At 40.4% G+C, this 25,015-nt stretch carries 25 protein-coding genes; 20 read left to right on the plus strand and 5 right to left on the minus strand.

What is annotated here, in order from left to right:
- The first annotated feature begins 14 nt into the window (after positions 1–14).
- The 9 genes from LM917_RS03230 (at position 15) to LM917_RS03270 (ending at position 10,215) form a co-directional block, all read left to right on the plus strand.
- Positions 15–740 carry an ABC transporter ATP-binding protein gene (locus tag LM917_RS03230; RefSeq protein WP_232696055.1) on the plus strand — a complete coding sequence of 242 codons (726 nt, stop codon included), beginning with the start codon at positions 15–17 and terminating at the stop codon, positions 738–740.
- The gene (locus tag LM917_RS03235; RefSeq protein ID WP_232696056.1) at positions 737–1,939 is read left to right on the plus strand and encodes an ABC transporter permease; all 1,203 of its coding nucleotides are present in this window, start codon (positions 737–739) and stop codon (positions 1,937–1,939) included. The genes LM917_RS03230 and LM917_RS03235 overlap by 4 nt, the downstream gene beginning before the upstream one ends.
- 320 nt (positions 1,940–2,259) lie before the next feature.
- Entirely contained in the window at positions 2,260–3,702 is a 1,443-nt protein-coding gene (dacB, locus tag LM917_RS03240) for a D-alanyl-D-alanine carboxypeptidase/D-alanyl-D-alanine endopeptidase (RefSeq protein WP_232696057.1), read from the plus strand.
- A gap of 24 nt (positions 3,703–3,726) precedes the next feature.
- A complete protein-coding gene (locus tag LM917_RS03245) occupies positions 3,727–4,653 on the plus strand; it encodes an ABC transporter permease (RefSeq protein ID WP_232696058.1) in 927 nt (308 codons plus the stop codon).
- Between the two features lie 11 nt (positions 4,654–4,664).
- Positions 4,665–5,642 carry an ABC transporter permease gene (locus tag LM917_RS03250; protein ID WP_232696059.1) on the plus strand — a complete coding sequence of 326 codons (978 nt, stop codon included), beginning with the start codon at positions 4,665–4,667 and terminating at the stop codon, positions 5,640–5,642.
- Between the two features lie 14 nt (positions 5,643–5,656).
- Entirely contained in the window at positions 5,657–6,655 is a 999-nt protein-coding gene (locus LM917_RS03255; RefSeq protein WP_232696060.1) for an ABC transporter ATP-binding protein, read from the plus strand.
- Positions 6,655–7,641, plus strand: coding sequence for an ABC transporter ATP-binding protein (locus LM917_RS03260; protein ID WP_232696061.1), 987 nt, complete (start codon positions 6,655–6,657; stop codon positions 7,639–7,641). The genes LM917_RS03255 and LM917_RS03260 overlap by 1 nt, the downstream gene beginning before the upstream one ends.
- Before the next feature lie 86 nt (positions 7,642–7,727).
- Positions 7,728–9,368, plus strand: a complete 1,641-nt coding sequence (locus tag LM917_RS03265; protein ID WP_232696062.1) for a peptide ABC transporter substrate-binding protein — start codon at positions 7,728–7,730, stop codon at positions 9,366–9,368.
- 97 nt (positions 9,369–9,465) lie between these two features.
- On the plus strand, positions 9,466–10,215 hold the full coding sequence (locus LM917_RS03270) for a gamma-glutamyl-gamma-aminobutyrate hydrolase family protein (protein WP_232696063.1): 750 nt from the start codon (positions 9,466–9,468) through the stop codon (positions 10,213–10,215).
- A 98-nt stretch (positions 10,216–10,313) separates the two neighbouring features.
- Here LM917_RS03270 and LM917_RS03275 read toward each other — a convergent pair whose 3' ends face one another.
- Positions 10,314–10,682: a VOC family protein gene (locus LM917_RS03275; protein ID WP_232696064.1), complete on the minus strand. Its 369-nt coding sequence runs from the start codon at positions 10,680–10,682 to the stop codon at positions 10,314–10,316.
- Positions 10,683–10,887: 205 nt separating this feature from the next.
- Here LM917_RS03275 and LM917_RS03280 point away from each other — a divergent pair, with 205 nt between their 5' ends.
- The 5 genes from LM917_RS03280 (at position 10,888) to LM917_RS03300 (ending at position 16,002) form a co-directional block, all read left to right on the plus strand.
- Positions 10,888–11,094, plus strand: coding sequence for a heavy-metal-associated domain-containing protein (locus LM917_RS03280; RefSeq protein ID WP_232696065.1), 207 nt, complete (start codon positions 10,888–10,890; stop codon positions 11,092–11,094).
- 103 nt (positions 11,095–11,197) lie between these two features.
- A complete protein-coding gene (locus LM917_RS03285; RefSeq protein WP_232696066.1) occupies positions 11,198–13,642 on the plus strand; it encodes a heavy metal translocating P-type ATPase in 2,445 nt (814 codons plus the stop codon).
- A 92-nt stretch (positions 13,643–13,734) separates the two neighbouring features.
- Positions 13,735–14,082, plus strand: a complete 348-nt coding sequence (locus LM917_RS03290; protein WP_232696067.1) for a hypothetical protein — start codon at positions 13,735–13,737, stop codon at positions 14,080–14,082.
- Between the two features lie 232 nt (positions 14,083–14,314).
- The gene (locus LM917_RS03295) at positions 14,315–15,016 is read left to right on the plus strand and encodes a response regulator transcription factor (protein WP_232696068.1); all 702 of its coding nucleotides are present in this window, start codon (positions 14,315–14,317) and stop codon (positions 15,014–15,016) included.
- A complete protein-coding gene (locus LM917_RS03300; protein ID WP_232696069.1) occupies positions 15,013–16,002 on the plus strand; it encodes a sensor histidine kinase in 990 nt (329 codons plus the stop codon). Before LM917_RS03295 ends, LM917_RS03300 begins: the two co-directional genes overlap by 4 nt.
- An 85-nt stretch (positions 16,003–16,087) precedes the next feature.
- On the opposite strand, the gene LM917_RS03305 is transcribed toward LM917_RS03300, so the two are convergent.
- A complete protein-coding gene (locus LM917_RS03305; protein ID WP_232696070.1) occupies positions 16,088–16,867 on the minus strand; it encodes an alpha/beta fold hydrolase in 780 nt (259 codons plus the stop codon).
- Positions 16,868–17,012: 145 nt separating this feature from the next.
- Here LM917_RS03305 and deoR point away from each other — a divergent pair, with 145 nt between their 5' ends.
- From deoR to deoC, 3 genes are all read left to right on the plus strand, one after another.
- A complete protein-coding gene (gene deoR, locus LM917_RS03310) occupies positions 17,013–17,957 on the plus strand; it encodes a DNA-binding transcriptional repressor DeoR (protein ID WP_309241920.1) in 945 nt (314 codons plus the stop codon).
- Between the two features lie 191 nt (positions 17,958–18,148).
- On the plus strand, positions 18,149–19,453 hold the full coding sequence (locus tag LM917_RS03315; RefSeq protein ID WP_232696072.1) for a pyrimidine-nucleoside phosphorylase: 1,305 nt from the start codon (positions 18,149–18,151) through the stop codon (positions 19,451–19,453).
- A 33-nt stretch (positions 19,454–19,486) separates the two neighbouring features.
- A complete protein-coding gene (deoC, locus tag LM917_RS03320; RefSeq protein WP_232696073.1) occupies positions 19,487–20,164 on the plus strand; it encodes a deoxyribose-phosphate aldolase in 678 nt (225 codons plus the stop codon).
- Between the two features lie 77 nt (positions 20,165–20,241).
- Here deoC and LM917_RS03325 read toward each other — a convergent pair whose 3' ends face one another.
- Positions 20,242–21,279, minus strand: coding sequence for a hypothetical protein (locus LM917_RS03325; protein WP_232696074.1), 1,038 nt, complete (start codon positions 21,277–21,279; stop codon positions 20,242–20,244).
- Positions 21,280–21,475: 196 nt separating this feature from the next.
- Between LM917_RS03325 and LM917_RS03330 the strand changes: the two genes are divergently transcribed.
- The 3 genes from LM917_RS03330 (at position 21,476) to LM917_RS03340 (ending at position 23,673) form a co-directional block, all read left to right on the plus strand.
- Entirely contained in the window at positions 21,476–22,018 is a 543-nt protein-coding gene (locus LM917_RS03330; protein ID WP_232696075.1) for an NADPH-dependent FMN reductase, read from the plus strand.
- 116 nt (positions 22,019–22,134) lie between these two features.
- Entirely contained in the window at positions 22,135–22,575 is a 441-nt protein-coding gene (gene mntR / locus LM917_RS03335; protein ID WP_232696541.1) for a transcriptional regulator MntR, read from the plus strand.
- 156 nt (positions 22,576–22,731) lie between these two features.
- A complete protein-coding gene (locus tag LM917_RS03340; protein WP_232696076.1) occupies positions 22,732–23,673 on the plus strand; it encodes a patatin-like phospholipase family protein in 942 nt (313 codons plus the stop codon).
- A gap of 24 nt (positions 23,674–23,697) precedes the next feature.
- Here the strand turns inward: LM917_RS03340 and LM917_RS03345 are convergent, their stop codons facing one another.
- Positions 23,698–24,009, minus strand: coding sequence for a hybrid sensor histidine kinase/response regulator (locus LM917_RS03345; protein ID WP_232696077.1), 312 nt, complete (start codon positions 24,007–24,009; stop codon positions 23,698–23,700).
- Between the two features lie 26 nt (positions 24,010–24,035).
- Complete coding sequence (locus LM917_RS03350) at positions 24,036–24,971, minus strand: DUF1385 domain-containing protein (protein ID WP_232696542.1); 936 nt, start codon at positions 24,969–24,971, stop codon at positions 24,036–24,038.
- Between the last annotated feature and the right edge of the window lie 44 nt (positions 24,972–25,015).

Genomic DNA, 25,015 nt, shown 5'->3' on the forward strand with positions numbered 1-25,015 from the left:
ATGAGGAGAGAAACATGCTTACTATTGAACATGTAACAGGAGGTTATCCTCCAAGACTGGTCGTCACTAAAGATGTGTCCTTTCAGGTAGACCCAGGTAAAATCGTTGGGTTGATTGGTTTAAATGGTGCAGGAAAAAGTACAATCATTAAACAAATTCTCGGGATCTTACGTCCGTTTTCAGGAGAGATTCGATTAAACGGTAAAACGCTTCAGCAAGACCCCGTTCAATTCCGTTCGCACCTTTCCTATATTCCAGAGGTTCCACAATTTTATCAGGAGCTAACGTTATGGGAGCACTTGCAATTTACCGCCTTAGCGTATGGTCTTACAACAGAAGAACTGGAATACAGAGGAAACGACCTATTGGAACGATTTAGAATGACCAAGAAAAAGAATGAGTTCCCATCAACCTTCTCCAAAGGAATGCAACAAAAGGTAATGATCCTTTGCGCCTTTTTGGTTGAACGCCCTTATCTAATCGTAGATGAACCGTTTGTTGGGCTAGATCCATTGGCAATTGACGCACTGGTAGAGCTAATGAAAGAACGTAGAGAGGCAGGGACAGGAATCTTGGTCTCTACTCATATATTAACGATGGCTGAGAAGTATTGTGATGAGTTTATTCTGTTTCATGAGGGTATGATCAGATACAAAGGAAGTATGGAAGACATTCAAAAACAGAGTGGAAAAACAGGCGCCTCTCTTGAGGACATTTTTATCGGAGTGGTGAAGGAGTGAGACAGGAACAATACTTTGGAGAACTATATAACAAACGAGTAAAACAAAATGGAAAAGAGGTTGTACGCTATCTGACACGCATTGGTAGCAACAGCGGACTTTACTATTTGTTTATCTTATTTCTCTATGCGTATATTCAAGGGACAACGTGGCTGAATCAATGGGTAACGAACCAACAGCTTTTCTTAGCAGTAGTGGCAATTGTGCTAGCAATATTTGTGACAAAATCCCATATAAGAACTTTTTTTACTGACACGGATATCACGTTTTTATTACCTGCCGAGCCGTACCTGCGAGGGTTTTTTACAAAGAGCATCCTATATAGCTTTGCTATTCATGCACTTCAGTCTGTCTTGCTCGTCATGTTTATTTATCCACTTTTCTTGGCAAAAACAGAGAGTGTACCACTTTTCTTGTTAACTCTGTTTGCTGTGATCTTGTTGAAGGGGCTTCATCTCCTCTATCATTTTCAATATCGTCAAGGCAGTATCTTCACGAACAGGTTTGTTCAAATTATCATTGCCTTTGCCTTGTTCATGAGTCTATTCTTTAAACCGATTCTTTTTCTCGTATTGTTTGGGGTAACGAGCTATTTGATTATCATGAAAACAAGCTTGCTCATTCCTAGTTTTCACTGGAAAATACTAGTGGAAGAAGAGAAGAAAAGAAAGAGTGGGTTTATCTCTATCATTAATATATTTGTTGATGTTCCTAAGGAGCAAATAGTGGTTAGAAGACGAGCTTGGCTCGTGTCTCTATTTACGAAACATCCGTATGCTACCAAATCTCCGTTCTTTTACTTGTTTGGTCGTAGTTTAGTCAGACAGGGTGAGTTTTTCGGGATTTATATCAGATTGACGTTACTGATGTATATCGCTATCTGCCTGACGACAAATATATATGTGGGTATTCTGATCGTACTTATCGGGCTACATCTTAGTGCAAATCAACTAGGTTATCATGTAAAAATAAACAATTATCCGATGCTACTACGGACATATCCGGTTACCAATGAAGATGCCAAACTTGGGATTTCTCACGTATCTGTACTTATGTTAGGAATACAAATCCTATTATTGATCGTTGTATCACCAATCGCTCAATTATCAGTCGTAGAGATCCTCCTGTTACAGGGTATAGGTATATGTTATCTCTTGTTTGTCAGCTTAAAGATTGTTCCCAATAAAGTGATGCTGTAACTAGAGCTTTCACGCCCGGTTATAGAATAAACGTAGGGGATTGAAACATCCCATTTCGATCAAAATTAGTTGAATTACAAAGAGAATATGGGGAAATTAAGGCTATTTGAAAGGAGATTTTGTCAATAAAATAATTTTGAAAAATAAACAAGGAAGGCTTCCTAACAGGTAGGAGGCCTTTCTTATATGAATGGGTCAACAGGGATGACCTTTAATAGACCTAAAATAAATGTGTGATATTTTAAGTAGTAATTTAAGTGAAAGTAGGTATAATAAGTAATAATTAAATTTTTAGAATATTAGGAAATCGAGGTGGGATGATGTTAGAACTGACGCAAGCAAAGAATCCAGAGCAGGAAGATTCCTGGAAAATCCAGATAGATAAAATTGTAAGAAATCTTGAAAAAAAAGGCACTACCATTGGCATCTTGGCTAAATACCTCGATCGTAAAACTGAACAAGAGTACTTCTATTATCATGATGCAGACAGATTATTTACTCCCGCTTCAAATACGAAGATCCTAACGGTACTATGTGCACTCCTGCAATTAGGAGAAGAATATCAATTCAAAACTGAAATATCTTACTCGGGTATTCTTGAAGCGGATGGAACATTACAAGGAGATCTGTACATAAAAGGATATGGGGACCCATCTATTCATTCAGGTAAACCTCTACAAGTACATGATGGTGTATCCCTAGATCAAATCGTGAATGCTGTGAAACAGAAAAACATAAGAAGGATCAGCGGTAACATTATTGTAGATGATTCATTTTTTGATCACGTCCGCCTTGGTGAAGGATGGGGATGGGATTATGAATCAGAATACTACAGTGCTCAAAACAGTGCCTTATCCATCAACAGAGGGGTCGTACAAATAGAGTATCGTCCGGGAAAAGAAGTTGGAGAAGCGGTTGAGGTTATGCTGTCACCCCGGACGAAATATGTGCAGCTCATACCGGAAGCACAAACTGTTGCTTCCTCGGAACCCAATTCCTTTCACATTATAAGGGACCGTGCAAAAAATATTATACGGATAAAGGGGAATCTACCAATCGATGCCGAGGCTGGATGTGAGCAGATAACAGTTGAAGAACCAGCGCTCTATCTAGGAACCCTTTTACTTGAAAAATTACTAGAAACAGGTATTGCTTTCTCCTCTGAATGTACGGTAAAAGCAGGGTGCGTCCAAGAGGCGAACATCTTGATCGAAGAGTGTACCTCCCCATCATTAAAAGAAATAGTTAAACATCTTAATAAAACTAGCGATAACCTGTATGCAGAAATGTTACTCAAGACAATGGGTGCAAGGAAGAATGGGAAAGGAAGTGCAGACGCAGGTATCCAGGTGATTCGTAAGACACTGGATGATCTAGGGGTAAAAGGGCCATATGAACTGAAGGATGGCTCGGGTTTAACGAGATATAACAAGCTTTCACCCAAGCAAATTTCTATCGTGCTGGAAGAAATGATAAAAAGAGAAGAATTTATCAGTTTTCTTCACTCACTCCCGATTTCAGGAGTAGATGGGACGTTGGAGAATCGGTTGAAGAATGAAGACACGATCCAATCAGTTCAGGCGAAAACTGGAACTCTTAATGCAGTTAGCAGTTTGTCTGGGTATGCAACCTCAGTTTCAGGAGAACGAATGATCTTTTCCATCATGATTAATGGGTACGTCGGAGATACAGATGATTTGAAGCCTATTGAAGACAAGATTGTCACACTTCTTGCCAGCTCAACTCTTCTAAGTGAACAATGATAAGTATGAAAAAGGAGGAGCGTTATGGTTGGATACATTGTAAAACGGTTCTTCGCGAGTCTTTTAACAATGTTCGTTCTTATTACAATCACATTTTTCCTCATGCATTCCATTCCTGGAGGTCCATTCAGTCCCGCTGAGGAGAGAAAAGTACCTGCCAGTGTCCTTCAAAAAATGGAGGAAAAATTCGGCTTACACGAACCTCTTCATGTTCAATATGTGAATTACTTGAAGAACCTGCTACAAGGTGATCTAGGCTTTTCTTTTAAACAATTGGATGTATCTGTTAACGAATTAATCGCACAGGGTTTTCCTATATCAGCAAAGGTGGGACTGATAGCCATTGGTCTTGCTCTCCTTATAGGAATTCTACTCGGTATTGTCTCAGCTATTAAACGTGGAAAATGGGCAGACTGGACAGCCATGATTTTTGCTACTATTGGAATTTCTATCCCTAATTTTGTCTTAACGGTTTTGTTGATGTTCTTCTTTTGTGTGATGTTTAAGCTACTACCTACTTATGGTCTTACCAGTTGGAAACATTACATCCTACCCGTCATTGGACTCTCCTTTGGTCCGATTGCCTACATCGCTAGATTAATGAGGTCTAGTATGCTTGAAGTGATGAGGCAAGATTTTATCTTAACGGCGAGAGCCAAAGGTGTTCCGGAATACCGTGTTATCTTTAAACACGCATTAAAAAATGCCATTATCCCGATTGTTACATATCTAGGTCCGCTAGTTGCGGCAATGTTAACCGGTAGCTTTATTGTTGAACGGGTCTTTTCTATTCCTGGAATCGGAAGAGATTTCGTAAGTGGAATCGGAGATCGTGATTATTCTGTCATTCTTGGTTTAACGGTCTTCTTTGGGGTTTTTATCATCGTGATGAATTTTATCGTTGACATTCTGTACGCGATTATTGACAAGCGCGTAAAAATTGAAGAGTAGGTGATGACCTGATGCATTCTGCGCTGAATAAGAATGGAGACATTGTAGTTCCTCGTGAATCTAGCCTTGTGTGGCACGATATTCCGGATGAAGAGTTTGAAAAGTTGGATCAATCGGCAAAACAAAGCGAGGTAGTATTACGTAAGAGTAAATCATACTGGCAGGATGCCTGGTCCCGCTTTCGTAAAGATCCTTTGGCTATGGCAGGATTAGTCGTTATTGTCGTGATTACCTTAGCTGCCATTTTTGGACCAATATTCTCTTCCTACTCCTATGAGGATCAAAATATTGCGAATCAAAACCAATCCCCATCTCTAGAGCATTGGTTCGGTACTGACAAGTTTGGACGAGACATTTTTGTTCGTACTTTATATGGGGCAAGAATCAGTTTGACGATCGGTTTCGTGGCCGCAGGAATCAATCTGGTTATTGGAGTGATTTATGGCGGTATCTCTGGATACTTCGGTGGAAAAATCGATATGATCATGATGCGTTTCGTTGATATTTTATATGGCGTTCCGGATTTATTGTATATCATTTTATTGATGATGTTTCTCGGAAACACCCTTGAGAGTATTCTTATTGCTTTATCGTTAACGTATTGGATAGGAACAGCGCGAATGGTTCGCTCCCAGGTAATCACACTCAAATTTCAGGAATATACCTTGGCTGCAAAGGCGATCGGCTCATCCAATTTACGAATTTTGTTTAAGCATTTGATTCCGAACAGTATGGGTCCTATTATTGTGACTGTTACTTTTTTGGTTCCTTCAGCAATATTTTCAGAAGCATTTCTTAGTTTTTTAGGTATTGGTATTCAGGTTCCTATGGCAAGCTGGGGAACTTTGGTGAACGATGCCATCCCAAGTCTCTTTACACAGCCTTATCAAATGCTATTTCCAGCAATCGCTATAAGTATTACGATGTTTGCCCTTAATTTTATTGGTGATGGCTTACGAGACGCGCTTGATCCAAGGCTAAAGAAATAATGGGAGATGATCATATGCATTTACTCCAGGTACAAAATCTTCGTACAACATTTCGTATCGATGCCGGACAGGTTCAGGCGGTGCGGGGCATCTCCTTCTATGTAAAGAAAGGAGAGTCACTTGGAATAGTCGGCGAGTCGGGATCGGGAAAAAGTGTGTCTATGCTCTCAATCATGAAACTGTTACCACAAAACGCGGAATTGCAAGCGGACCATGTCCAGTTTAATGGGCAAGACCTTAATCAAATTGACCAAAAAGAAATGAGAAAAATGTTGGGTAGCGAGATTGGAATGATTTTTCAAGATCCAATGTCCTCGCTGAATCCTTTGTTAACGATTGGGGATCAAATCGTTGAACCTATACGAATCCATCAAAAAATAAGTAAAGAAGCAGCACGTAAAAAAGCAATTGATATTCTGCGGATTGTGGAAATACCCAGCCCAGAAAAAAGATTAAAGCAATATCCTCATGAATTTTCCGGTGGGATGAGGCAACGGGTCATGATCGCAATCGCCATTTCTTGTAATCCAAAGCTACTGATAGCAGATGAACCAACGACTGCACTGGATGTGACAATTCAGGCGCAAATCCTTGATTTAATGCATGATTTGAAGAATAAAATGCAGACGTCGATTGTGATGATTACACATGATCTGGGTGTGATTGCAAATATGTGTAATCGAGTCCTTGTGATGTATGGTGGAACGATAGTGGAGGAAGGGACGATACGTGAAATTTTTTATCAACCCAAACATCCTTATACATGGGGTTTAATCAAATCGATCCCTACAGTCTCAACTGGTAAAAGAGAGAAATTAATCCCAATTCCAGGAAGTCCACCAGATTTGATCGCTCCACCTAAAGGATGTCCATTTACTGCCCGATGCGAGTATGCAATGAAAATATGTGAAAAGATACCCCCACAGCAGATTACATTATCCGAGACCCATCGTGCAGCCTGTTGGTTGATGCATCCTAAGGCATCAGGAGTGGCGAAGGAGGTAACCGTCTAATGGTAGCCTCTAAAGAGAAATTGCTTGAAGTACGCCACTTGAAAAAGCATTTTGAAATGAAAAAAGGTTTATTTGCAAGCAGTAAAAGCGTTCTAAAAGCAGTGGATGATATTAGTTTCAGCATTAACAAGGGAGAAACTTTCGGGTTAGTTGGAGAATCTGGATGCGGAAAGACAACAGTAGGAAGAACGATTTTGAAGCTGTACGAACCAACGTCAGGTCAAATTTTGTATAAGGATACTCCAATTGAAGGCCTACTTCATAAGGAAATGCTACCATACCGCAAAAAAATGCAAATGATTTTTCAGGACCCGTACGCTTCCCTTGATCCACGAATGACAGTGGGAGAAATTATTGCTGATCCCTTAATCGTTCATAGCATGTATTCGGGTAAAGAACGGATGGATCGTGTGAAAGAGTTGATTGAACTGGTTGGGTTGCAACGAGATCATTTGAATCGGTATCCGCATGAATTTTCAGGCGGTCAACGCCAACGAATTGGAATAGCGAGGGCACTAGCAGTAGAACCAGAATTTCTTATCTGTGATGAGCCTATATCTGCACTTGATGTATCGATTCAGGCCCAAGTCGTCAACATGCTTGAGGAGTTACAAGAAAAGTTCGGTCTTACGTATTTGTTCGTTTCCCATGACTTGTCAATGGTGAGACACATGTCCCATAAAGTGGGCGTGATGTATTTAGGAAGCCTGGTTGAATATTCGGAAGTAGATGAACTATATACCAACATGCAACATCCTTATACACAAGCATTACTATCTGCCTTACCAATTGCTGATCCTGACCGTGCCGAACAGTCAGAAAGAATACACCTGCAAGGCGACGTTCCTAGTCCGATTAATCCGCCTAGTGGATGTGCTTTTCGCACACGGTGTAAATTTGCCATGCAGGTATGTAGTGAAGAGAAGCCTTTACTACGGGACATTGGTAATTCTCACATGGTAGCTTGTCACCTGTCCAACCAATGAGTAGCCTTGTATTCTTCAATCATTTTCGTTATGAAAGCTGGCACTTATGAGCGGCTTCATATAAATGAGAAAACGGGGGAGAGATTATGAAGAAAAGAATTGGCCATTTATTTGTAACGATTCTTACGGTTACTTCGTTAGTGGCTTGCAGTTCGGGTGCACCGAGTGGAACAGAAACGAAGCAGGAGAGTGGGGGCGAAACAGCAAAGGTAGAACAAAAAATCATTTATGCATTACCAAAAGAGCCAGAGCAAATGGACCCGACATTAAATACGTATTCCCGATCTTCTACTGTTTTGCAGAACCTGTTTAGAGGCCTATACAAAATTGATGAATCCGGGAAAAAGGCAGTTCCTGCGCTAGCAGAAAGCCATGAAATTGATGCAACGGGAACCAAATACACCTTTAAGCTGAAAAAAGATGTGAAGTGGTCGGACGGTAAACCGATAACCGCTCAAGATTTTGAATATTCATTCAAAAGGGTCCTGAACCCTGAAGTGGGTTCGGGTGCTGCTTTTTATTTGTACTATATAAAAAATGGTCTAGCGTATAACCAAGGTAAAGCTAAAGCAGAAGACGTAGGAGTTAAAGCTGTTGATGAAACTACACTGGAAGTGACATTGGAAAGCCCTACTCCATTTTTCATTGAATTATTGTGTGTTACCGCGTATTATCCCGTTCGTAAAGATGTAGTGGAAGGAAAAGATGGCTGGACCAAATCGCCGGAAACCTACATTACCTCTGGCCCATTCATGCTGACGGAACTAAAACCGAAAGAAAAATACGTGTTAAAGAAAAATCCGAACTACGTGGAAGCGAGCAAAGTAAAGCTTGATACACTTGAGATTGTTTTCATTGAATCTTCAGAAGCAGAGCTAGCTGCCTATTCCAATGGTGAGATTAACGTTTCTGACAGTGTTGGTAAGGAAGCGATGACACAATTTCAAAGTACACCTGAATTTGTTTCTGTACCAAGAATAGGTACGTATTATTTTGACTTTAATGCTTCACGTAAACCTTTTGATGACCCTAAAGTCCGTAAGGCATTCAGTATGGCGATTAATCGTGAGCAAATTGTCTCAAATATCCTGCAATCTGTTGAAAAACCAGCCTTTGGTATGGTTCCATACGGTATTCCACATGCAACACAAGCAGGTAAGGATTTCCGTGAAGTAGTGGGTAATCAGTTCCAGGAAAACACGGAAGAAGCGAAAAAATTACTTGCAGATGCTGGATATCCAGATGGAAAGGGGATTCCTGAAATTGTCTTAATCGTAATGGCGGATCAAGCTGATAAAGACGTAGCACAAGCTATGCAAAATATGTGGAAAGAGAATCTAGGTGTAAATGTAACCATTCAGACGTTCGAATCAAAAGTATACTGGGATGAAATTGAACAAGGTAATTTTAGCATTGCCAGAGATGGCTGGACGGGAGACTACCCAGATCCAATGACGAATCTTGATCTCTTTGAAGGGGTTAATACAGGAGACGATATTCGTTGGAGCAGTGCTGAATATGATCGGTTGTTGAAAGAAAATAGAGAGATTTCTGATCAGGCTAAACGCATGGATAACTATGTGAAAGCTGAGAAAATCCTCATGGATGAGATGGCTGTTATGCCGCTTCACTTCCTAGAGGATCAGTATCTGGTTAAGCCAAATGTGAAAGGTGTCCTGAAAAACTATATCGGACATACGATTTTTGAATATGCTCATGTTGAGTAACGAGCGGTAAGCGAAAGGTCTAAGGGCACTAGCTCTTAGACTTTTTACAGGAGTAGGGATTGCATGAAGAATATGAGGGAGAAAGAAGGTAAGTAGCATGAAACCAGTTATCGGTATAACCACATTTTTATCTGAGAAGAGCAATTATAGCTCTGTAAATGCCAACTATATTGATTCTATCTATGCTGCGGGAGGAATTCCTCTAACTATCCCCATAGTACGTGGGGAAACAGAGTATGAACCATATGTTACTATGGTGGATGGTCTACTTTTTACAGGAGGAAACGATGTTGCTCCCTATTTTTATGGAGAGGACCCTTTAAAAGAAGTAAACTCGATCTCTTCTGTTCGAGATGAATATGAATTTGCGCTGTTTAGAAAGGCATATGAACAAAAGAAGGCAATCATGGGTATTTGCAGGGGAATTCAATTAATTAATGTTGCGCTTGGAGGAAGTCTCTTTCAGGATATCAACAAGCAGATTCCTGATACAATAGGGCATTATCCAAAAGAAACGGCTACCGACGAGTTATATCATGCTATTAAAATCGTTGAAAACAGTAGAGTACATGAAATATTTGGAGCAGATCGGATTTATACGAATTCATTTCATCATCAATCATGCAAGCTGCTAGGTACAAACCTAGTTGCCACTGCGTTTTCTGAGGATGGTGTGATCGAAGCTTTTGAAAGTACAGAGGATCGATATTTAATGGGAGTTCAATGGCATCCGGAATGTATGACAAAACGTCATCCTATGTTTTTGAAATTATTCAGTAGTTTTGTTGAAGCAGCTAGCTCGTATAAGCGAAATATAGCTATTTCCTATGATAAGCAAATTGGGTAGATAAAAAATCAAAAAGAAGATTGCTCATTCCTTTAGCCAATTAGGTTAGAGGAGCGGAGTATCTTCTTTTTGATTTGAGCAAATACCATTAAATGGCTCTAATTGAATTCCAAAAATTCAATCCGATTCCCAAAAGGATCCGTGACAAAAAATCGGGTACGTCCATCAATAGAGGGTTCTTCCTTAATCGTAATTCCAGATTGGGTCAGTTTTTCTCGCAGTTGTTGCAGGTTTTGCACCAAGAATCCTGGATGGGCTTTTGTAGCAGGAGTAAAATTCTCCTGTACCCCAATATGTAGTTCCTGTTGACCAACAATAAACCAGCAACCACCTCTTGAAACGAGGTTAGCCGGTTTTGGCAATTCCTTCATACCGAGTACACTACCATAAAACTCTCTAGCTTGGTCTTCACACCCTTTAGGTGCTGCAATTTGAACGTGTTCAATACCTGTAAAGGAATAAGACATTACTTGTAACCTCCCTTCATACCAATCATTATAAATTTTTTTCGAAAAGTTGCAAAAAAATAATTACAGGAATTTGTATTCCTCCTCTTTACATAGGGTAGGGGGGTATAGTAATATATATTCATTAGGTGATGTAAGGAAATTATTTGCATCACATTTACCAACCGTATAGGGAATTATATTAATATAAAAGGAGTGCAGGGACATGAATCATACAACTTATCAGGTAGAAGGAATGAATTGCAAAAAGTGTGTCGCTAAAATTGAAAGTAACTTGAAGGAAAAAGGTGCTAATCAAGTTGAGGTCAATCTGAATAATAAATCGGTTGAAGTAACGCATGACCAAAATGCACTTTCAACAGTGAAGATTGCAGAAATTATAGAGGATTTGGGTTATAACGTGGTAAAATAAAGGAATATAATGAGCTTGTTGTTCCAGTAACACAAGCTCTTTCTTCCTTAAATAATATACCCCCTCGGTGTATATTATCAAGTATTAATTAGGAGGTATTCATATGTCTGGCGAGCAAAGGGCTAAGAGTCTTACTGCTACTGATCATAAAGCAACTTTACAAGTTACAGGAATGACCTGCGCAGCGTGTGCGGTTCGTATAGAAAAAGGACTTTCCAAAACGAAAGGTGTTCATGAAGCAAATGTAAATGTAGCTATGGAACGAGCGACAGTAAGCTTTGATCCAAGCATGGTTTCAATAACAGATATTGAGAAAAAAATCGAATCTCTCGGATATGGTACGATAAAAGAAAAAACTGAATTGATCATAACTGGTATGACTTGCGCTGCGTGTTCAACCCGCATTGAAAAAGGATTAAACAAAATGGCAGGTGTCTCGAATGCCAATGTGAATTTGGCCATGGAACGGGCAACTGTTGAGTTTAATCCTGCCGAAATTCAGGTGACAGATCTTATTAAAAAAGTAGAGGATCTGGGGTACGGAGCAAGTGTAAAAACGGAAGGAGCCGAATCAGAGACTGATCATCGTGAAGCAGCTATAAAGAAACAAAAAATGAAGTTTTTCATCTCGGCACTCTTATCTATACCACTATTATGGTCGATGGTTTCTCACTTTAGCTTTACTTCCTTTATCTGGATTCCCGACATCTTCATGAATCCGTGGTTCCAGTTCGCCTTGGCTACACCGGTTCAGTTTATTATCGGTTGGCAGTTTTATACAGGTGCGTATAAAGCATTGCGAAACGGTTCAGCAAATATGGATGTACTGGTCGCGTTGGGAACCTCGGCTGCTTATTTTTACAGTGTTTATGAAACAATAAAGTTTGCTGGTAATCCACATCATGGAGCCGAATTATACTTTGAAACGAGTGCGGTTCTGATCACTCTTATTATACTAGGTAAGCTTTTTGAGCTACTGGCAAAAGGGCGTACTTCGGAAGCCATAAAAAATCTGATAGGATTACAGGCAAAGACCGCTACAGTTATTCGTGACGGGCAAGAGCTGGTTCTTCCGATTGAGGAATTAAGAGTGGGAGATCTTTTCTTAGTAAAACCAGGTGAAAAGGTTCCGGTAGATGGAGAGATCATTGAAGGAAAATCAACAATCGATGAGTCTATGCTAACTGGTGAGAGCCTGCCTGTTGAAAAAGCAATTGGAGACGAAGTAATAGGTGCAACCATTAATAAAAATGGTGTATTACAAGTAAAAGCGACCAAAGTCGGTAAAGATACAGCATTAGCACAAATTATTAAAGTAGTGGAAGAAGCACAAGGATCAAAAGCTCCTATTCAGCGTGTAGCAGATAAAATTTCAGGTATTTTCGTTCCGGTCGTAGTTGGTCTGGCAATCATTGCGTTTGTGATCTGGTTTTTCATCGTCTCACCTGGTGACTTTTCCAGCTCACTAGAAATATTAATCGCTGTTCTGGTTATTGCCTGCCCATGTGCACTTGGGCTAGCTACCCCTACGTCAATTATGGCTGGTTCAGGTCGTGCTGCCGAAGCGGGTATCCTATTTAAAGGTGGAGAACACTTAGAAACTGCTCATAAAGTAAATACGATTTTACTAGATAAAACAGGTACGATTACCAAAGGGAAACCGGAATTAACAGATGTCTTGCCTGAAGTTGGGCTCAATGTAGATCAATTTTTACAAATTATCGCAGCGGCTGAAAAAAATTCTGAACATCCTCTAGCAGAAGCAATCGTAGAGGGAGCGAAAGTAAAAGGATTACCAATTGGTAATCCAGTTGAATTCGAAGCCATTCCGGGTTATGGGGTACGCGCTGTCATCAATGGCGATGAAGTATTGGTGGGAACACGTAAGTTAATGGCTCGCTATGAAATCTCTATTGAACAGTCACTGGCTACTATGGAACAGTTGGAAGAAGCGGGTAAAACAGCAATGTTAGCAGCAATTAACGGCCGATTCGCAGGAACGGTAGCAGTAGCTGATACTGTAAAAGAAACATCTAAAGAAGCGATTGCTCGATTAAAAGCGATGGGACTTACCGTTTACATGGTAACAGGTGACAATAAACGTACCGCGGAGGCTATTGCGAAGCAGGTCGGAATTGATCATGTCATTGCAGAAGTATTGCCAGAAGGAAAAGCTGCAGAGGTTAGCAAATTACAGCAATCTGGTAAAATCGTAGCGATGGTTGGGGATGGTATCAATGATGCACCTGCTTTGGCAACAGCAGATAGTGGAATCGCTATGGGAACAGGAACAGATATTGCAATGGAAGCAGCTGATATTACGTTGATGCGTGGGGATTTAAACAGCATAGTAGATGCTTTTACCATGAGTCGCAAAACAATGAGAAATATTAAGCAAAACCTGTTCTGGGCTTTAGGCTATAACTCACTAGGCATCCCAATTGCAGCGGCAGGATTTTTAGCGCCTTGGGTGGCAGGTGCAGCAATGGCACTCAGCTCTGTTTCTGTCGTACTGAATGCACTTCGTCTGCAACGTACTAAGTTGTAATAGATTATCCATTGAAAAGTCATAACATATTCAAACTATGATAATGATTCAACTAGTTAATTTTGTTACCATTATCATAGGGGGTGATATGGTTGAAAAAGAAATTAATTATGGTCTTAAGCGGTGTACTGGTCGCTGGAATTGCAACTTCTGTCTATGCTAACGGCATCTATAGTGAACATTATCAGCAAATGAAGCCATATATGCAACAGATGCATCCAGAAATGTCTGACGGACAAATCGAACAAATGTATCGTAATTGCCATGGACAAAATGTTGATCAGAGTCCTCAAACGGAACAGAGACAAATGTATCGAGATAATGGCCAACATATGAATAGAAACGGTCATATGAACGGTATCGATCATATGAATCAGAATCAACATATGAATCCAGGAAATATGCCACATCACATGAATTCGTATCAGAATGAACTTTAATAGTTAGTTATGCTGAAAAGGTAGTCTCCTAATGGGGGCTACCTTTTTCATAACCATTTTTTTACTGATTACTCAATAAATACTAGATAATATTTTCGTACGCTCTTCCTTGCCTTGTGAATAGAATGTATTTTGATTAAAATAGCAGAATAGTCATTACGGCCTGTATGATCGTTTTTTCATGATTCATGATCAAAGAAATTCTAGCGAGTAACAAGGAGGAACGATGAATATGACAACCATTTTTATTGTTGAAGATGATCCGAAACTAGCTGAACTACTCCAACGTTACATCGAGAAATATGGATATCGAGCTGTGATTGTAAAGGATTTTGAACACGTCTTGGATGAATTTATTCAATTGAATCCACAATTAGTATTATTAGACGTCAATCTGCCCAAGTTCGACGGATATTACTGGTGCAGACAAATTCGCAAGCATTCAACTTGTCCAATTTTATTCATTTCGGCTCGGGCTGGAGAGATGGACCAAATCCTAGGTTTGGAGAATGGTGCAGATGATTATATTGCCAAGCCTTTTCATTATGATGTCGTTATGGCGAAAATTCGTAGCCATCTACGTCGCAATTATGGTGATTACGCCCCGAAAGCTGATGAACGAATCATCCAGCAGGACGGGCTCGCTTTATATCCAGAGCGAATGGAATTGGTGCTTGGGGAGAAGATGGTCAGCTTGACCAAAAAAGAGGCCGTTTTAATCGAGGAATTGGTAAAACGCTATCCTCGAATTGTGAGCAGGGATCGATTGTTAGAGAACCTCTGGGATGACCAAGTGTATGTGGATGATAACACTCTTAATGTTAATATTACGCGTGTGCGTAAAAAATTTCAGGATCTCGGTATAGAAGATGCAATTGAGACGGTAAGAGGTGCAGGATACCGACTTGTTATAACCTGGGGGAATGAAAAGTGAGGCTGTTCCTGCGTGAACATCTCAAGCTGTTCATTTTTCAATTTTGTCAGTTGTTTTTTCTATTTCTAATCCTAGTTTTTGACGGCTATGATAATTATTCGGTACTAATGTACTTTTTTATTCTAAGTACGGGGTTGTTAGCCGTTTATCTTATCATGTCATTTATCCGTTCAAAGGAAATGTATCAACATCTGGAGCAACAGCGTGAAACCTTGGAGGATTATCTAGGGAAATGGGGAGATTCTCCGTTAAGTGAAGCGTATTTTGAATCGACTCAGGAACAATATCGGCTATATCAACGCATGATTATTGAACGTGAACGTAAGAAAGAGGAACAGGTTACCTTCATGAACCAATGGGTACACCAAATGAAGACACCACTTTCTGTAATACAGCTATTGGTACAGGATGAGGATGAACAACCTTTTCCTAGTATAAGAGAAGAGGCGGAACGAATTGGTCGAGGACTTGATATGGTCTTGCATTCCTCTAGACTGGAAGTATTTGAACGTGATTTCCGTGTTGATTCGATAGAGCTTCGTTCACTCGTGCAAAAAGTCGTGCAAGAACATAAAACCTTTTTTATCCGTAGTAAGGTATTTCCCGATGTGCAGATTGAAGAAGGAGTGCGTGTGGAGACAGATGCAAAATGGCTTGCTTTCATGTTAAGCCAACTTATCTCCAATGCGATTAAATATTCGGCTGGTCAAAACCAAAAGATCACTTTATCTCTTCGAAAACGGGAAACAGATTTAATCCTAGATGTTATTGATCGAGGGATAGGAATTGTCGAGTCTGATAAAAAACGAGTATTCCGACCGTTTTTTACAGGCGAAAATGGACGTAAATATCGCGAATCAACAGGGATGGGATTATATTTGGTGGAACAAATCAGCGAGAAGCTAGGGCATAAGGTGGAACTCGAATCAAAAGTAAATGAAGGAACGACTGTCTCTATTGTTTTCCCAGAAGCAAATCGAACATAAGATAAACTTTGATCATGATTCATTCTAATATCCAACGAAAGACGTACCAACTCAGGAGTAGTTGGTACGTCTTTTTGTCTATAGACTAAGGCAGAAGCGAAACGGTATGAAGAAATTGTTGTAATAAAAGATTCACCTCTTGGTATGTCTTGGTAGGTAATTGGTGTGCTACTCTAGGGATTGAACGGATCCAGCTGTTGGGAAGAACGTGTGACATATATTTCCCAAAGCGAGCATACCGTTTGTCGGTTTCGCCTACCAACAATAGTACGGGTTGCTTAATTCTGTGTAACTGATGGCTACAATCATATTGCAGGCTATAAGCATAATAGGAAGCAATCGTGTCAGGATCACCTTTTAATGCTTCCCGTAATAAGAGAGCGAAGGTGACTGGATTATTGGCGTTACTGAAACAGATACTGGTTGCTAAGGCGAGAAAAGAACCGCGTTTTGCCATAAAGACCGCCATCTTAATATTACGTTGAAGCGCTGAGTCCTTCGTGTTAGGCATTCCGCTGAGCAGAACCCCTGCTTTTATGCGATCTGGATAGGTAATCATCATATGGCAGGCAATTTCTGCACCTGTTGAATAACCAACAACAACGGCTTGATCGATACAAAGATGAGAAAGCAGGTTTACTAGGATACTGGCGACCATATCATAAGTAAAGGGTTCTGGTGAAATGCTGCTCCTCCCATGCCCAGGCAAATCAACGGTAATAATACGACAACGATCAGCGAGATTTTTTTGTTGATATGCAAAATTCGTCCCGGTAAGAAGAGGAGGATGAATGAACAGAAGGGGGATTCCTTCACCAGATACTTCGTAATATAAATGGACACCGTTTGTAATGAATATGGACATAGGACACCTCGCACTGTTGAATCATGCTCGTCTTACTATGCGCTAGTCTGCAAGTTTTCAATCATGAAGAAAGTTGAAATGTTGCAGAGCATACAAGAATCAGTTTATCCTGAAGATAAGTCATGACACAGAACGGGTGAGAATGGTGGAAGAGAATAAGATTAATAAAATGGTAGAAGCTGCTAAAATGTATTACCTATTAGATAATAGCCAACAGGATATTGCATTAAAATTAGGAGTTTCAAGACCGACTGTTTCTCGGTTACTTCAACAGGCAAAAGAAGAGGGAATCGTAAAAATTGAAATTATTGATCCAGAGGAAAGCATTCAACAATTAGAAGCTGCCTTATGTGCAAAGTACCATCTGAAGCATGCTTTGGTCGCACCCAACGCGTCATGGGATGAGCAGATCATCAAAGTCCGTATAGGAAAGCGTGCTGCGCAATTTCTAAACGATACGGTGAAAGAATATGATATTTTAGCTGTGACCTGGGGAACCACGATGTATCAAATAGCTAGAGGTTTACAGCCAAAACCGCTAAAAGGTGTAAAGGTTGTCCAGTTAAAGGGTGGGGTAAGTCACTCGGAAACAAATACGTACGCATCCGAAGTTCTTCATTTGTTCGGGCAGGCGTTTCAAACCACCCCACACTATTTGCCCCTCCCTGCAATAGTAGATTCCGCATTGGTTAAACAGACAATTGAAGCAGATCGATATATCCACCGCCAATTGGAATTGGCAGAGCAAGCTAATTTTGCCATTTTTACAACGGGCGGATTGATGTCTGACGCTCTATTATTCCGTTTAGGATACCTGAGCAAGGAAGATGTGCGAATTGTAACAAAAAAAGCTGTTGGAGACATTTGCTCGCGTTTTTTTGATCGAAATGGAGATATTGTTCATCAGGAGTTAAATGACCGTACGATTGGTATTCAGCTGGATGAGTTGCGAAAGAAAGAATACTCCATCCTTGTAGCGGGGGGAAAAACAAAGCTGGAATCAATGAAAGCTACAATGAACGGGAAGTATAGCAACGTGTTGGTAACAGATCAATTAACTGCAAAGGAATTACTAAATAGCAGCTTGTAAAAGAATGAAAACTGGGGTTGCTTCACATAGTTGTAACAAGATTGTTCATACTGTAACCAGTTTCTCGAACATTTGTTCAAAGGTAGTTTGACATTTTTTCATGCTGCTGATATGGTGAAGGAAGGTATAATGATGCACCTGAATCATATGCCTTATCAGCATTATACATACAGAAATGGCTGGTGATTAAGATGAGAATGGTTGATCTGATTGAGAAAAAGCGAGATGGAGGACAATTAACAAAAGAGGAAATTGCTTTTATCATTAAAGGTTATACCGATGGCTCTATTCCTGACTACCAAATGTCTGCTCTTGCAATGGCCATTTATTTTAATGGAATGAGTACAGATGAGACAGCTTATCTAACAATGGCAATGGTCGAATCGGGGGACCAAATTGATTTGTCCGGCATCGAAGGAATTAAAGTCGATAAACACAGCACAGGCGGTGTAGGTGATACGACTACATTAGTACTAGCTCCACTTGTAGCTGCTGTAGGTGTACCTGTTGCCAAAATGTCGGGACGTGGTTTAGGACATACTGGTGGTACCATTGATAAGTTGGAAGCGATTCCTGGTTTCCATGTTGAAATCGACAATCCAGAATTTAATCGTCTGGTTAATACGAATAAATTAGCAGTCATTGGACAAAGTGGGAATCTTACACCTGCTGATAAAAAATTATACGGACTTCGCGATGTAACAGCGACAGTCGATTCCCTACATTTAATTGCTAGTTCAATCATGAGCAAAAAGATTGCTGCCGGCGCTGATGCGATTGTTTTAGATGTTAAAACGGGTGCAGGTGCTTTCATGAAAACGCTGGAAGATGCAAAAGCATTAGCTTCAGCAATGGTCCAGATTGGTAATCAAGTTGGCCGTAAAACAATGGCTGTCATTTCCGACATGAGTCAACCATTAGGATTTGCGATTGGGAACGCTCTGGAAGTGAAGGAAGCGATTGATACACTTAGCGGTGAAGGCCCTGAGGATCTACGAGAATTATGTCTGGTGCTTGGCAGTCAAATGGTGTTCCTAGCTGATCAGGCAAGCTCTCTGGAGGAAGCACGAACCAAACTGGAAGAAGTTATTCAAAACGGAAAAGCTCTGGAAACCTTCAAGATTTTCTTGGCTGCACAAGGCGGGGATGCTTCGGTTGTAGATGAACCTGAACGCTTGCCTACTGCTCGTTATACATTTGAGGTTCTTTCCAAAGAGAGCGGTTATGTAAGTGAAATCATTGCAGATGATATCGGAACAGCTGCCATGATTCTAGGAGCAGGACGCGCTACCAAGGAATCAGAAATTGATTTGGCAGTTGGACTCGTCCTTCATAAAAAAGTTGGTAACCCGGTCCAAGCAGGGGAGACCTTGGTAACTATCCACAGCAACTCCGAGAATATAGAAGAAGTAACAAAACGAATTTATGATTCTTACACAATTTCAACTCAACCAGTGGAAGCTCCGCCGCTTGTTTATTGTGAAATAAAAGCGTAAGTCAACAATTAATGTGAAGGATGGGAAACAAACATGACAAAACAAAGTGTTGCATCCTCAATTGACCACACAGTTCTTAAACCAGAAACAACAAAAGAAATGATTCTAACACTATGCCAGGAAGCAAAAGAAAATAGCTTTGCCTCCGTATGTATCAATCCTACTTGGGTTAAATTGGCTGCTGAGCAATTAAAAGATCGCGACGATGTGCAAGTATGCACAGTTATTGGTTTTCCTTTAGGTGCCAACACACCAGAAGTAAAAGCATTTGAAGCGAAGAATGCCATTCTGAATGGTGCAACAGAAGTGGATACGGTTATCAACATTGGTGCCTTAAAAGATAGAAATTTGACTTTCGTTGAAGAAGACATCCGTGCAGTAGTAGAGGTAGCAAAAGGAAAAGCATTGGTTAAAGTCATTATTGAAGCATGTCTCTTAACTGATGAGGAAAAGAAAATTGCATGTGAACTCTCTGTAAAAGCAGGAGCGGATTACGTAAAAACTTCTACTGGCTTCTCTACAGGTGGAGCAACCATTGAAGATGTCGCTCTTATGAGAAAAACGGTAGGTCCTGATATTGGCGTAAAAGCATCAGGCGGCATTCGCAGCTATGAGGATGTTGCTGCAATGATGAAAGCAGGTGCTTCACGTATTGGGGCAAGTGCTGGTGTGGAAATTGTAAAAGGGGAAGTCGCAAGCTCTGATTATTAAAAGTAGAATATGATCCAATACAAAAAGCGTGTCTTATCCTTATAAAAGGAAGACACGCTTTTTAATACGAGAATGATTTAGCTGTCAGAAGAATCGGTTTGACCTGAAAGCTTTACGATCAATAGGATGAATACCCCAAACCCAACGTAGGTAATGGCACCTAGCAATAAAGGTTCCAGAACCGGTAATTGACCTGTGATAAACATAAACATAAGAAGTCCAATCAGGAACAGGAATAACAAGGGCGTCTTTGCTAAACTAGAATCGGTTTCGAGAGGGATCAGAAGACTTTTTAATAATAAACCAATGAACAAAATGGTTTGTACCATCATGAACAATAAGAAATATGGTAATCCAGAGGAGAATTCCGTCTTGATAATTGTAAGAATTGGTTCTGCTTGAGCATAGACCTCATGCCAATGAGCAAGGATCTGGATGTGCAATAAAAAAGCTATGATCCCGACAACAATGCTACCTAGGACAACCCCGGAAAGGAATGTTTGTACATGATCCTGATTCCGCAACACTGGTAATAATACGGTAAGTACAAAGACGAGATGAAACCCGACAAAGAGGACAGCGTTCCATATCCATTTAATGTTTAACTGGTAAAGCATGCTTGGTAATGGGATGTGAGTTAACTTACTAGAAAGAATAATCAAAAAGAAGAGGCTGCCTGCAATAAGGAAGTATAATAATGGAATCCACGTTGAATCTTTGAGAATGGTGCTGCAAACCACTAGAAGAACGAGTGTGAAGAAGAGCAGCCATCCTGGCAAGGAATAATAATCGTACAACAGGTTCACCTGAGCAGTTAACGAGATTCCCCCATACGCAATGACTACCATGGCTACAAGGAATCCAAAGAAAGCAGTAGAGGTCGTACCAGTAACGTGAGCCAGTAATTCCTGAAGGGAATACAATTGATTCCGTGCGGCGTACTTGACTGCTTTAATCAAAATCCAAGTAATGAGAAAAAGCGAGAGGATGAGTCCTAATGACCCCCAGGAGCCATAATAAGAGAAGAACTGCAACCACTCAAACCCACTAAGATAAGTTGCGCCAAGCATGGAGGTACTAGTTAGACAGGTAGTGCGTAGCGTTTTATTTATCATAGATCAACTTCCTTTTTCCTAAAGAAGTGCTGTACCCATTGAAATGCCAGTTTTTCCTACTTTATGATGCTAGTCCTAGATAAAGAACTAAAAATAAAAATCAACTTATTAAATATTTATTTTTACTAAGTATGGTAAAAAGGTAAAATATGTGTAACGAAATAAAAAAGTATACAGGTAAGCGAGGTAAGTAACAATGAAAATAGTTGGCATATCAGGAAGTATGAGTCCGGAATCCACCACACGTCAAGCCATGGAAATCATTCTTAATGCTGCTGAGTCCGCTGGAGCAGATACGAAGCTAATACATTTGGCAGAATGGCCACTACCTATGTTTGATTGTCGGGAAGATCGAGATACGTATCCCGAGATAGTAAGTCAGTTTATCCAGGAAGTGGACGGGGCAGATGCTTTAGTTCTAGGGTCACCACAGTACCACGGATCTGTAACGGGAGCTATCAAGAATGCGCTTGATTTCTTAAACGGTAGACATCTAAAAGGAAAACCAGTCGCTATTTTCGGTACTGCTGCGAGTAAATTGGGAGCAACGGATACTGTTAATGCACTGCAAGTTATCATGCGTAATCTACATGCATTTCCCTTGCCTAGTTCTCCAAGTATTCCAGTAGCGTACGAAGCCTTTGATGAGGATGGAAGATTGAAGGATGCTGGTCTACAGGAACGATTGGAGAAAGAAGGCAAAGACCTGGTCTGGTTCACTTCAAGCCTGAAATCTTAATTTTTTTATAGTTATTTATGAGAAATCCACGCTTGTCCCTTGAAACAACTACTTTAAAAGCGGTATGATTAATGTATATGCGCTTTGGGATAGACTGGCAGAAACGAGGGATGAGTGTGCCTACTCCGAGTATGGAAGATTATTTAGAGAGAATATATGGCTTAATAGAAACCAAGGGATACGCACGAGTATCAGACATTGCAGAGGCGTTAGAGGTGCATCCATCTTCCGTAACTAAAATGGTGCAAAAACTGGATAAAGACCAGTATCTAATATACGAAAAGTATCGCGGTCTTGTTTTAACTCCCAAGGGTAAAAAAGTGGGAAAAAAACTGGTTCATCGACATGAGCTATTAGAAGAATTTTTAACCCTCATTGGAGTTCAGGAGGATCTGATCTATAAAGATGTAGAAGGTATAGAACACCACTTAAGCTGGAATTCGATTGCAAGTATTGAATATCTGGTGCAATATCTGAAGACAGATCCGAAGCGTTTAGAAGACCTGCGTAGTATCAGGGAAGAAGAGGAACAAAAAGAGCAAACAGAAGCAAAGTAAGAAAACAGATCCGTTTGGGTCTGTTTTTTTGTGCGATTTCAGCCTTTTCTTTCATGTTCAAGCACCATTCTCATGTCAATAGGCAACAAAAAAACAGCTGTGCATACCTTAAAAAAAGAGAGCATGTGAACTGATTAGACATCAGGAGGAGAGAACATGAGAGCCGACGCGGTATTTGAAGGAGGAGGCATGAAAGGTATCGCCCTGATTGGAGCGATAACCACAATGGAAGTCAATGGCTATCAATGGGAAAATGTGGCAGGAACTTCAGCAGGTTCCATCGTAGCGGCATTACTGGCTGCAGGTTATCGGCACCAGGAGTTACGCAAGATTTTTGACAACCTTAATTTTCTAAATTTTTTAAAACGAAAAGGTTGGCAACGTGTTCCATATGCGGGTGCGGCATATGGCTTGTTAGTTCAAAAGGGGCTATATCCGGCAGATGAGATTGAAAAATTCGTTGGAGAACTTTTACGAAAAAAAGGCATTTTGACTTTCGGCGATCTTCCCCCATCCAGTTTGCGAATCATTGCTTCAGATATAAGTGAAGGTCGAATGTTGGTATTACCAGATGACTTACCTGAATTCGGAATTCATCCTGCTTCATTTCCGGTAGCGAGAGCTGTCAGAATGAGCTGTAGCATCCCGTATTTTTTCCAGCCTTATATCTTAAACCGGCGGGGAAAACAGCATGTGATTGTGGATGGTGCCCTCTTAAGTAATTTTCCAGTTTGGCTTTTCGATAATAATGAACGACCGTTGTGGCCTTCTTTTGGATTTAGATTACTAGATGAGAACAAAAAAAAGAAACCACAGCCCACTAGAGGATTGTACAGTTTCTCAAAAGCCTTGGTTACAACCATGCTAGATGCACATGATAGACAATATGTGAAGAAAGCAGAAGAAGTACGTACCATTTTTATACCTACACTTGGATATACAGCTATAGATTTTTCACTTAACTCTGCACAAAAAGATGAGTTGTTTGAGTCTGGTAGAAAAGCTGCGGATCAATTTTTACGTCAATGGGACTTTAATCGTTATCTCGTCGCATATCGCTCCAGCAAGAACGCAGGAAAAAACGGCTTTCTTATTTAGAAAGCCGTTCTCTTAAATTATTAATTATGAACCTGTTTGTTTCTCTTTTTTCTGTCCTTTTTTCCCCTGGATCACTTGGAAAGGAATATCCTTTCGTTCTGTTCGTGTTGATCGTTTTAATCCCGGCTTAAAAGGTTTACCTTTTGACTTCGGTTTTTTGGCTGAAAAAGTCAGGAAGCGACCTGTTTTAGTGTAGTTACGTAATAACAGGAACAGAACCCCTGTGATAATAATAAGCGCCAAAATACCTGCTGGATTAGATCTTAGCTGATAAAAAAAGCCGACTGCCGCCAAGACTAAAATTCCCCATACAACCGGATGAAAGCGACTTCTCATCGAAATTCACCTCTTAGGATAAGGTATTAAGCTAGCTCTGCGTTTTCTAAATAGTCTTTGTCCCGTTCTTTCATTTTGTTAAAAGATGCGATAGCAACTTCGACTTGAGTGTCTTCTGGTTCTCTTGTGGTGATGCGTTGTAACCAGAGACCTGGATATCCAAGAAAACGCAAGACAGGAATATCTCGAACTTTGTTCGTTCCTTGAAGAACCTCATAGGATAGACCAATTACTACCGGGAGAAGTATGATTCGTTGAATGACACGGTCCCACATAGTAGTGTAGTCAATCAGTGAATATACCACTACGCCGACGATAATAGTGAAAATCAGAAAGCTGCTCCCGCAACGGTAGTGTAACGTAGAAAAACTTTGAACGTTTTTTACAGTTAATTCTACCCCAGCTTCGTAAGCATTAATCACCTTATGCTCGGCTCCGTGATATTGAAAGAGTCTTTTGATGATAGGAGTCTGGGCGATCAAGGTGATATAACCTACCATAAGAAAGAACTTGATAACTCCTTCCAGTAGATTCTGCCATACTCCATTTGGAACCCACGCTCCAAAAAGTGAACCTGCTAAAATGGCAGGTACTACCGTGAAGAGTATTTTACCGAACAAAAAGGAAAGGACACCCACAACAGCTATACCTAAAATCAGGGTAATTTTAGAAGGACCGGAATCCTTGTATTCTTCTTCATCGGTTTCCATGCTGTATCTGTCTGAAGCAAAATTCAAATGTTTTGCTCCCGTTGCACTCGCTTCTATTAAACCGACAATTCCCCGGATGAAAGGTATTTTTTTTAGCTTGTTAGCCCAATTCCAGGATGTTCTCGGTTCTTCATAATACTCAATTTCATTATTTTTTCGGCGAATGGCAGTAACTGTTACCTTCTTTCCACCGAACATTACACCTTCAATTACAGCCTGACCGCCATAAGCAGGCACATTTTGTTGCTTCAACATCTATCACCGTCCTTACTCTGTATTGTAACGCAAATATGCCT

It is taken from the genome of Brevibacillus daliensis (assembly GCF_021245735.1).
Lineage (GTDB): Bacteria > Bacillota > Bacilli > Brevibacillales > Brevibacillaceae > Brevibacillus_B > Brevibacillus_B daliensis.

Bases quoted from the DNA above. Each gene is read 5' to 3' on its own strand.
- LM917_RS03230 (WP_232696055.1), top strand. From the start codon at position 15: ATGCTTACTATTGAACATGTAACAGGAGGTTATCCTCCAAGACTGGTC.
- dacB (WP_232696057.1), top strand. From the start codon at position 2,260: ATGTTAGAACTGACGCAAGCAAAGAATCCAGAGCAGGAAGATTCCTGG.
- LM917_RS03245 (WP_232696058.1), top strand. From the start codon at position 3,727: ATGGTTGGATACATTGTAAAACGGTTCTTCGCGAGTCTTTTAACAATG.
- LM917_RS03250 (WP_232696059.1), top strand. From the start codon at position 4,665: ATGCATTCTGCGCTGAATAAGAATGGAGACATTGTAGTTCCTCGTGAA.
- LM917_RS03255 (WP_232696060.1), top strand. From the start codon at position 5,657: ATGCATTTACTCCAGGTACAAAATCTTCGTACAACATTTCGTATCGAT.
- LM917_RS03260 (WP_232696061.1), top strand. From the start codon at position 6,655: ATGGTAGCCTCTAAAGAGAAATTGCTTGAAGTACGCCACTTGAAAAAG.
- LM917_RS03265 (WP_232696062.1), top strand. From the start codon at position 7,728: ATGAAGAAAAGAATTGGCCATTTATTTGTAACGATTCTTACGGTTACT.
- LM917_RS03270 (WP_232696063.1), top strand. From the start codon at position 9,466: ATGAAACCAGTTATCGGTATAACCACATTTTTATCTGAGAAGAGCAAT.
- LM917_RS03275 (WP_232696064.1), bottom strand. From the start codon at position 10,682: ATGTCTTATTCCTTTACAGGTATTGAACACGTTCAAATTGCAGCACCT.
- LM917_RS03280 (WP_232696065.1), top strand. From the start codon at position 10,888: ATGAATCATACAACTTATCAGGTAGAAGGAATGAATTGCAAAAAGTGT.
- LM917_RS03285 (WP_232696066.1), top strand. From the start codon at position 11,198: ATGTCTGGCGAGCAAAGGGCTAAGAGTCTTACTGCTACTGATCATAAA.
- LM917_RS03295 (WP_232696068.1), top strand. From the start codon at position 14,315: ATGACAACCATTTTTATTGTTGAAGATGATCCGAAACTAGCTGAACTA.
- LM917_RS03305 (WP_232696070.1), bottom strand. From the start codon at position 16,867: ATGTCCATATTCATTACAAACGGTGTCCATTTATATTACGAAGTATCT.
- LM917_RS03315 (WP_232696072.1), top strand. From the start codon at position 18,149: ATGAGAATGGTTGATCTGATTGAGAAAAAGCGAGATGGAGGACAATTA.
- deoC (WP_232696073.1), top strand. From the start codon at position 19,487: ATGACAAAACAAAGTGTTGCATCCTCAATTGACCACACAGTTCTTAAA.
- LM917_RS03325 (WP_232696074.1), bottom strand. From the start codon at position 21,279: ATGATAAATAAAACGCTACGCACTACCTGTCTAACTAGTACCTCCATG.
- LM917_RS03330 (WP_232696075.1), top strand. From the start codon at position 21,476: ATGAAAATAGTTGGCATATCAGGAAGTATGAGTCCGGAATCCACCACA.
- LM917_RS03340 (WP_232696076.1), top strand. From the start codon at position 22,732: ATGAGAGCCGACGCGGTATTTGAAGGAGGAGGCATGAAAGGTATCGCC.
- LM917_RS03345 (WP_232696077.1), bottom strand. From the start codon at position 24,009: ATGAGAAGTCGCTTTCATCCGGTTGTATGGGGAATTTTAGTCTTGGCG.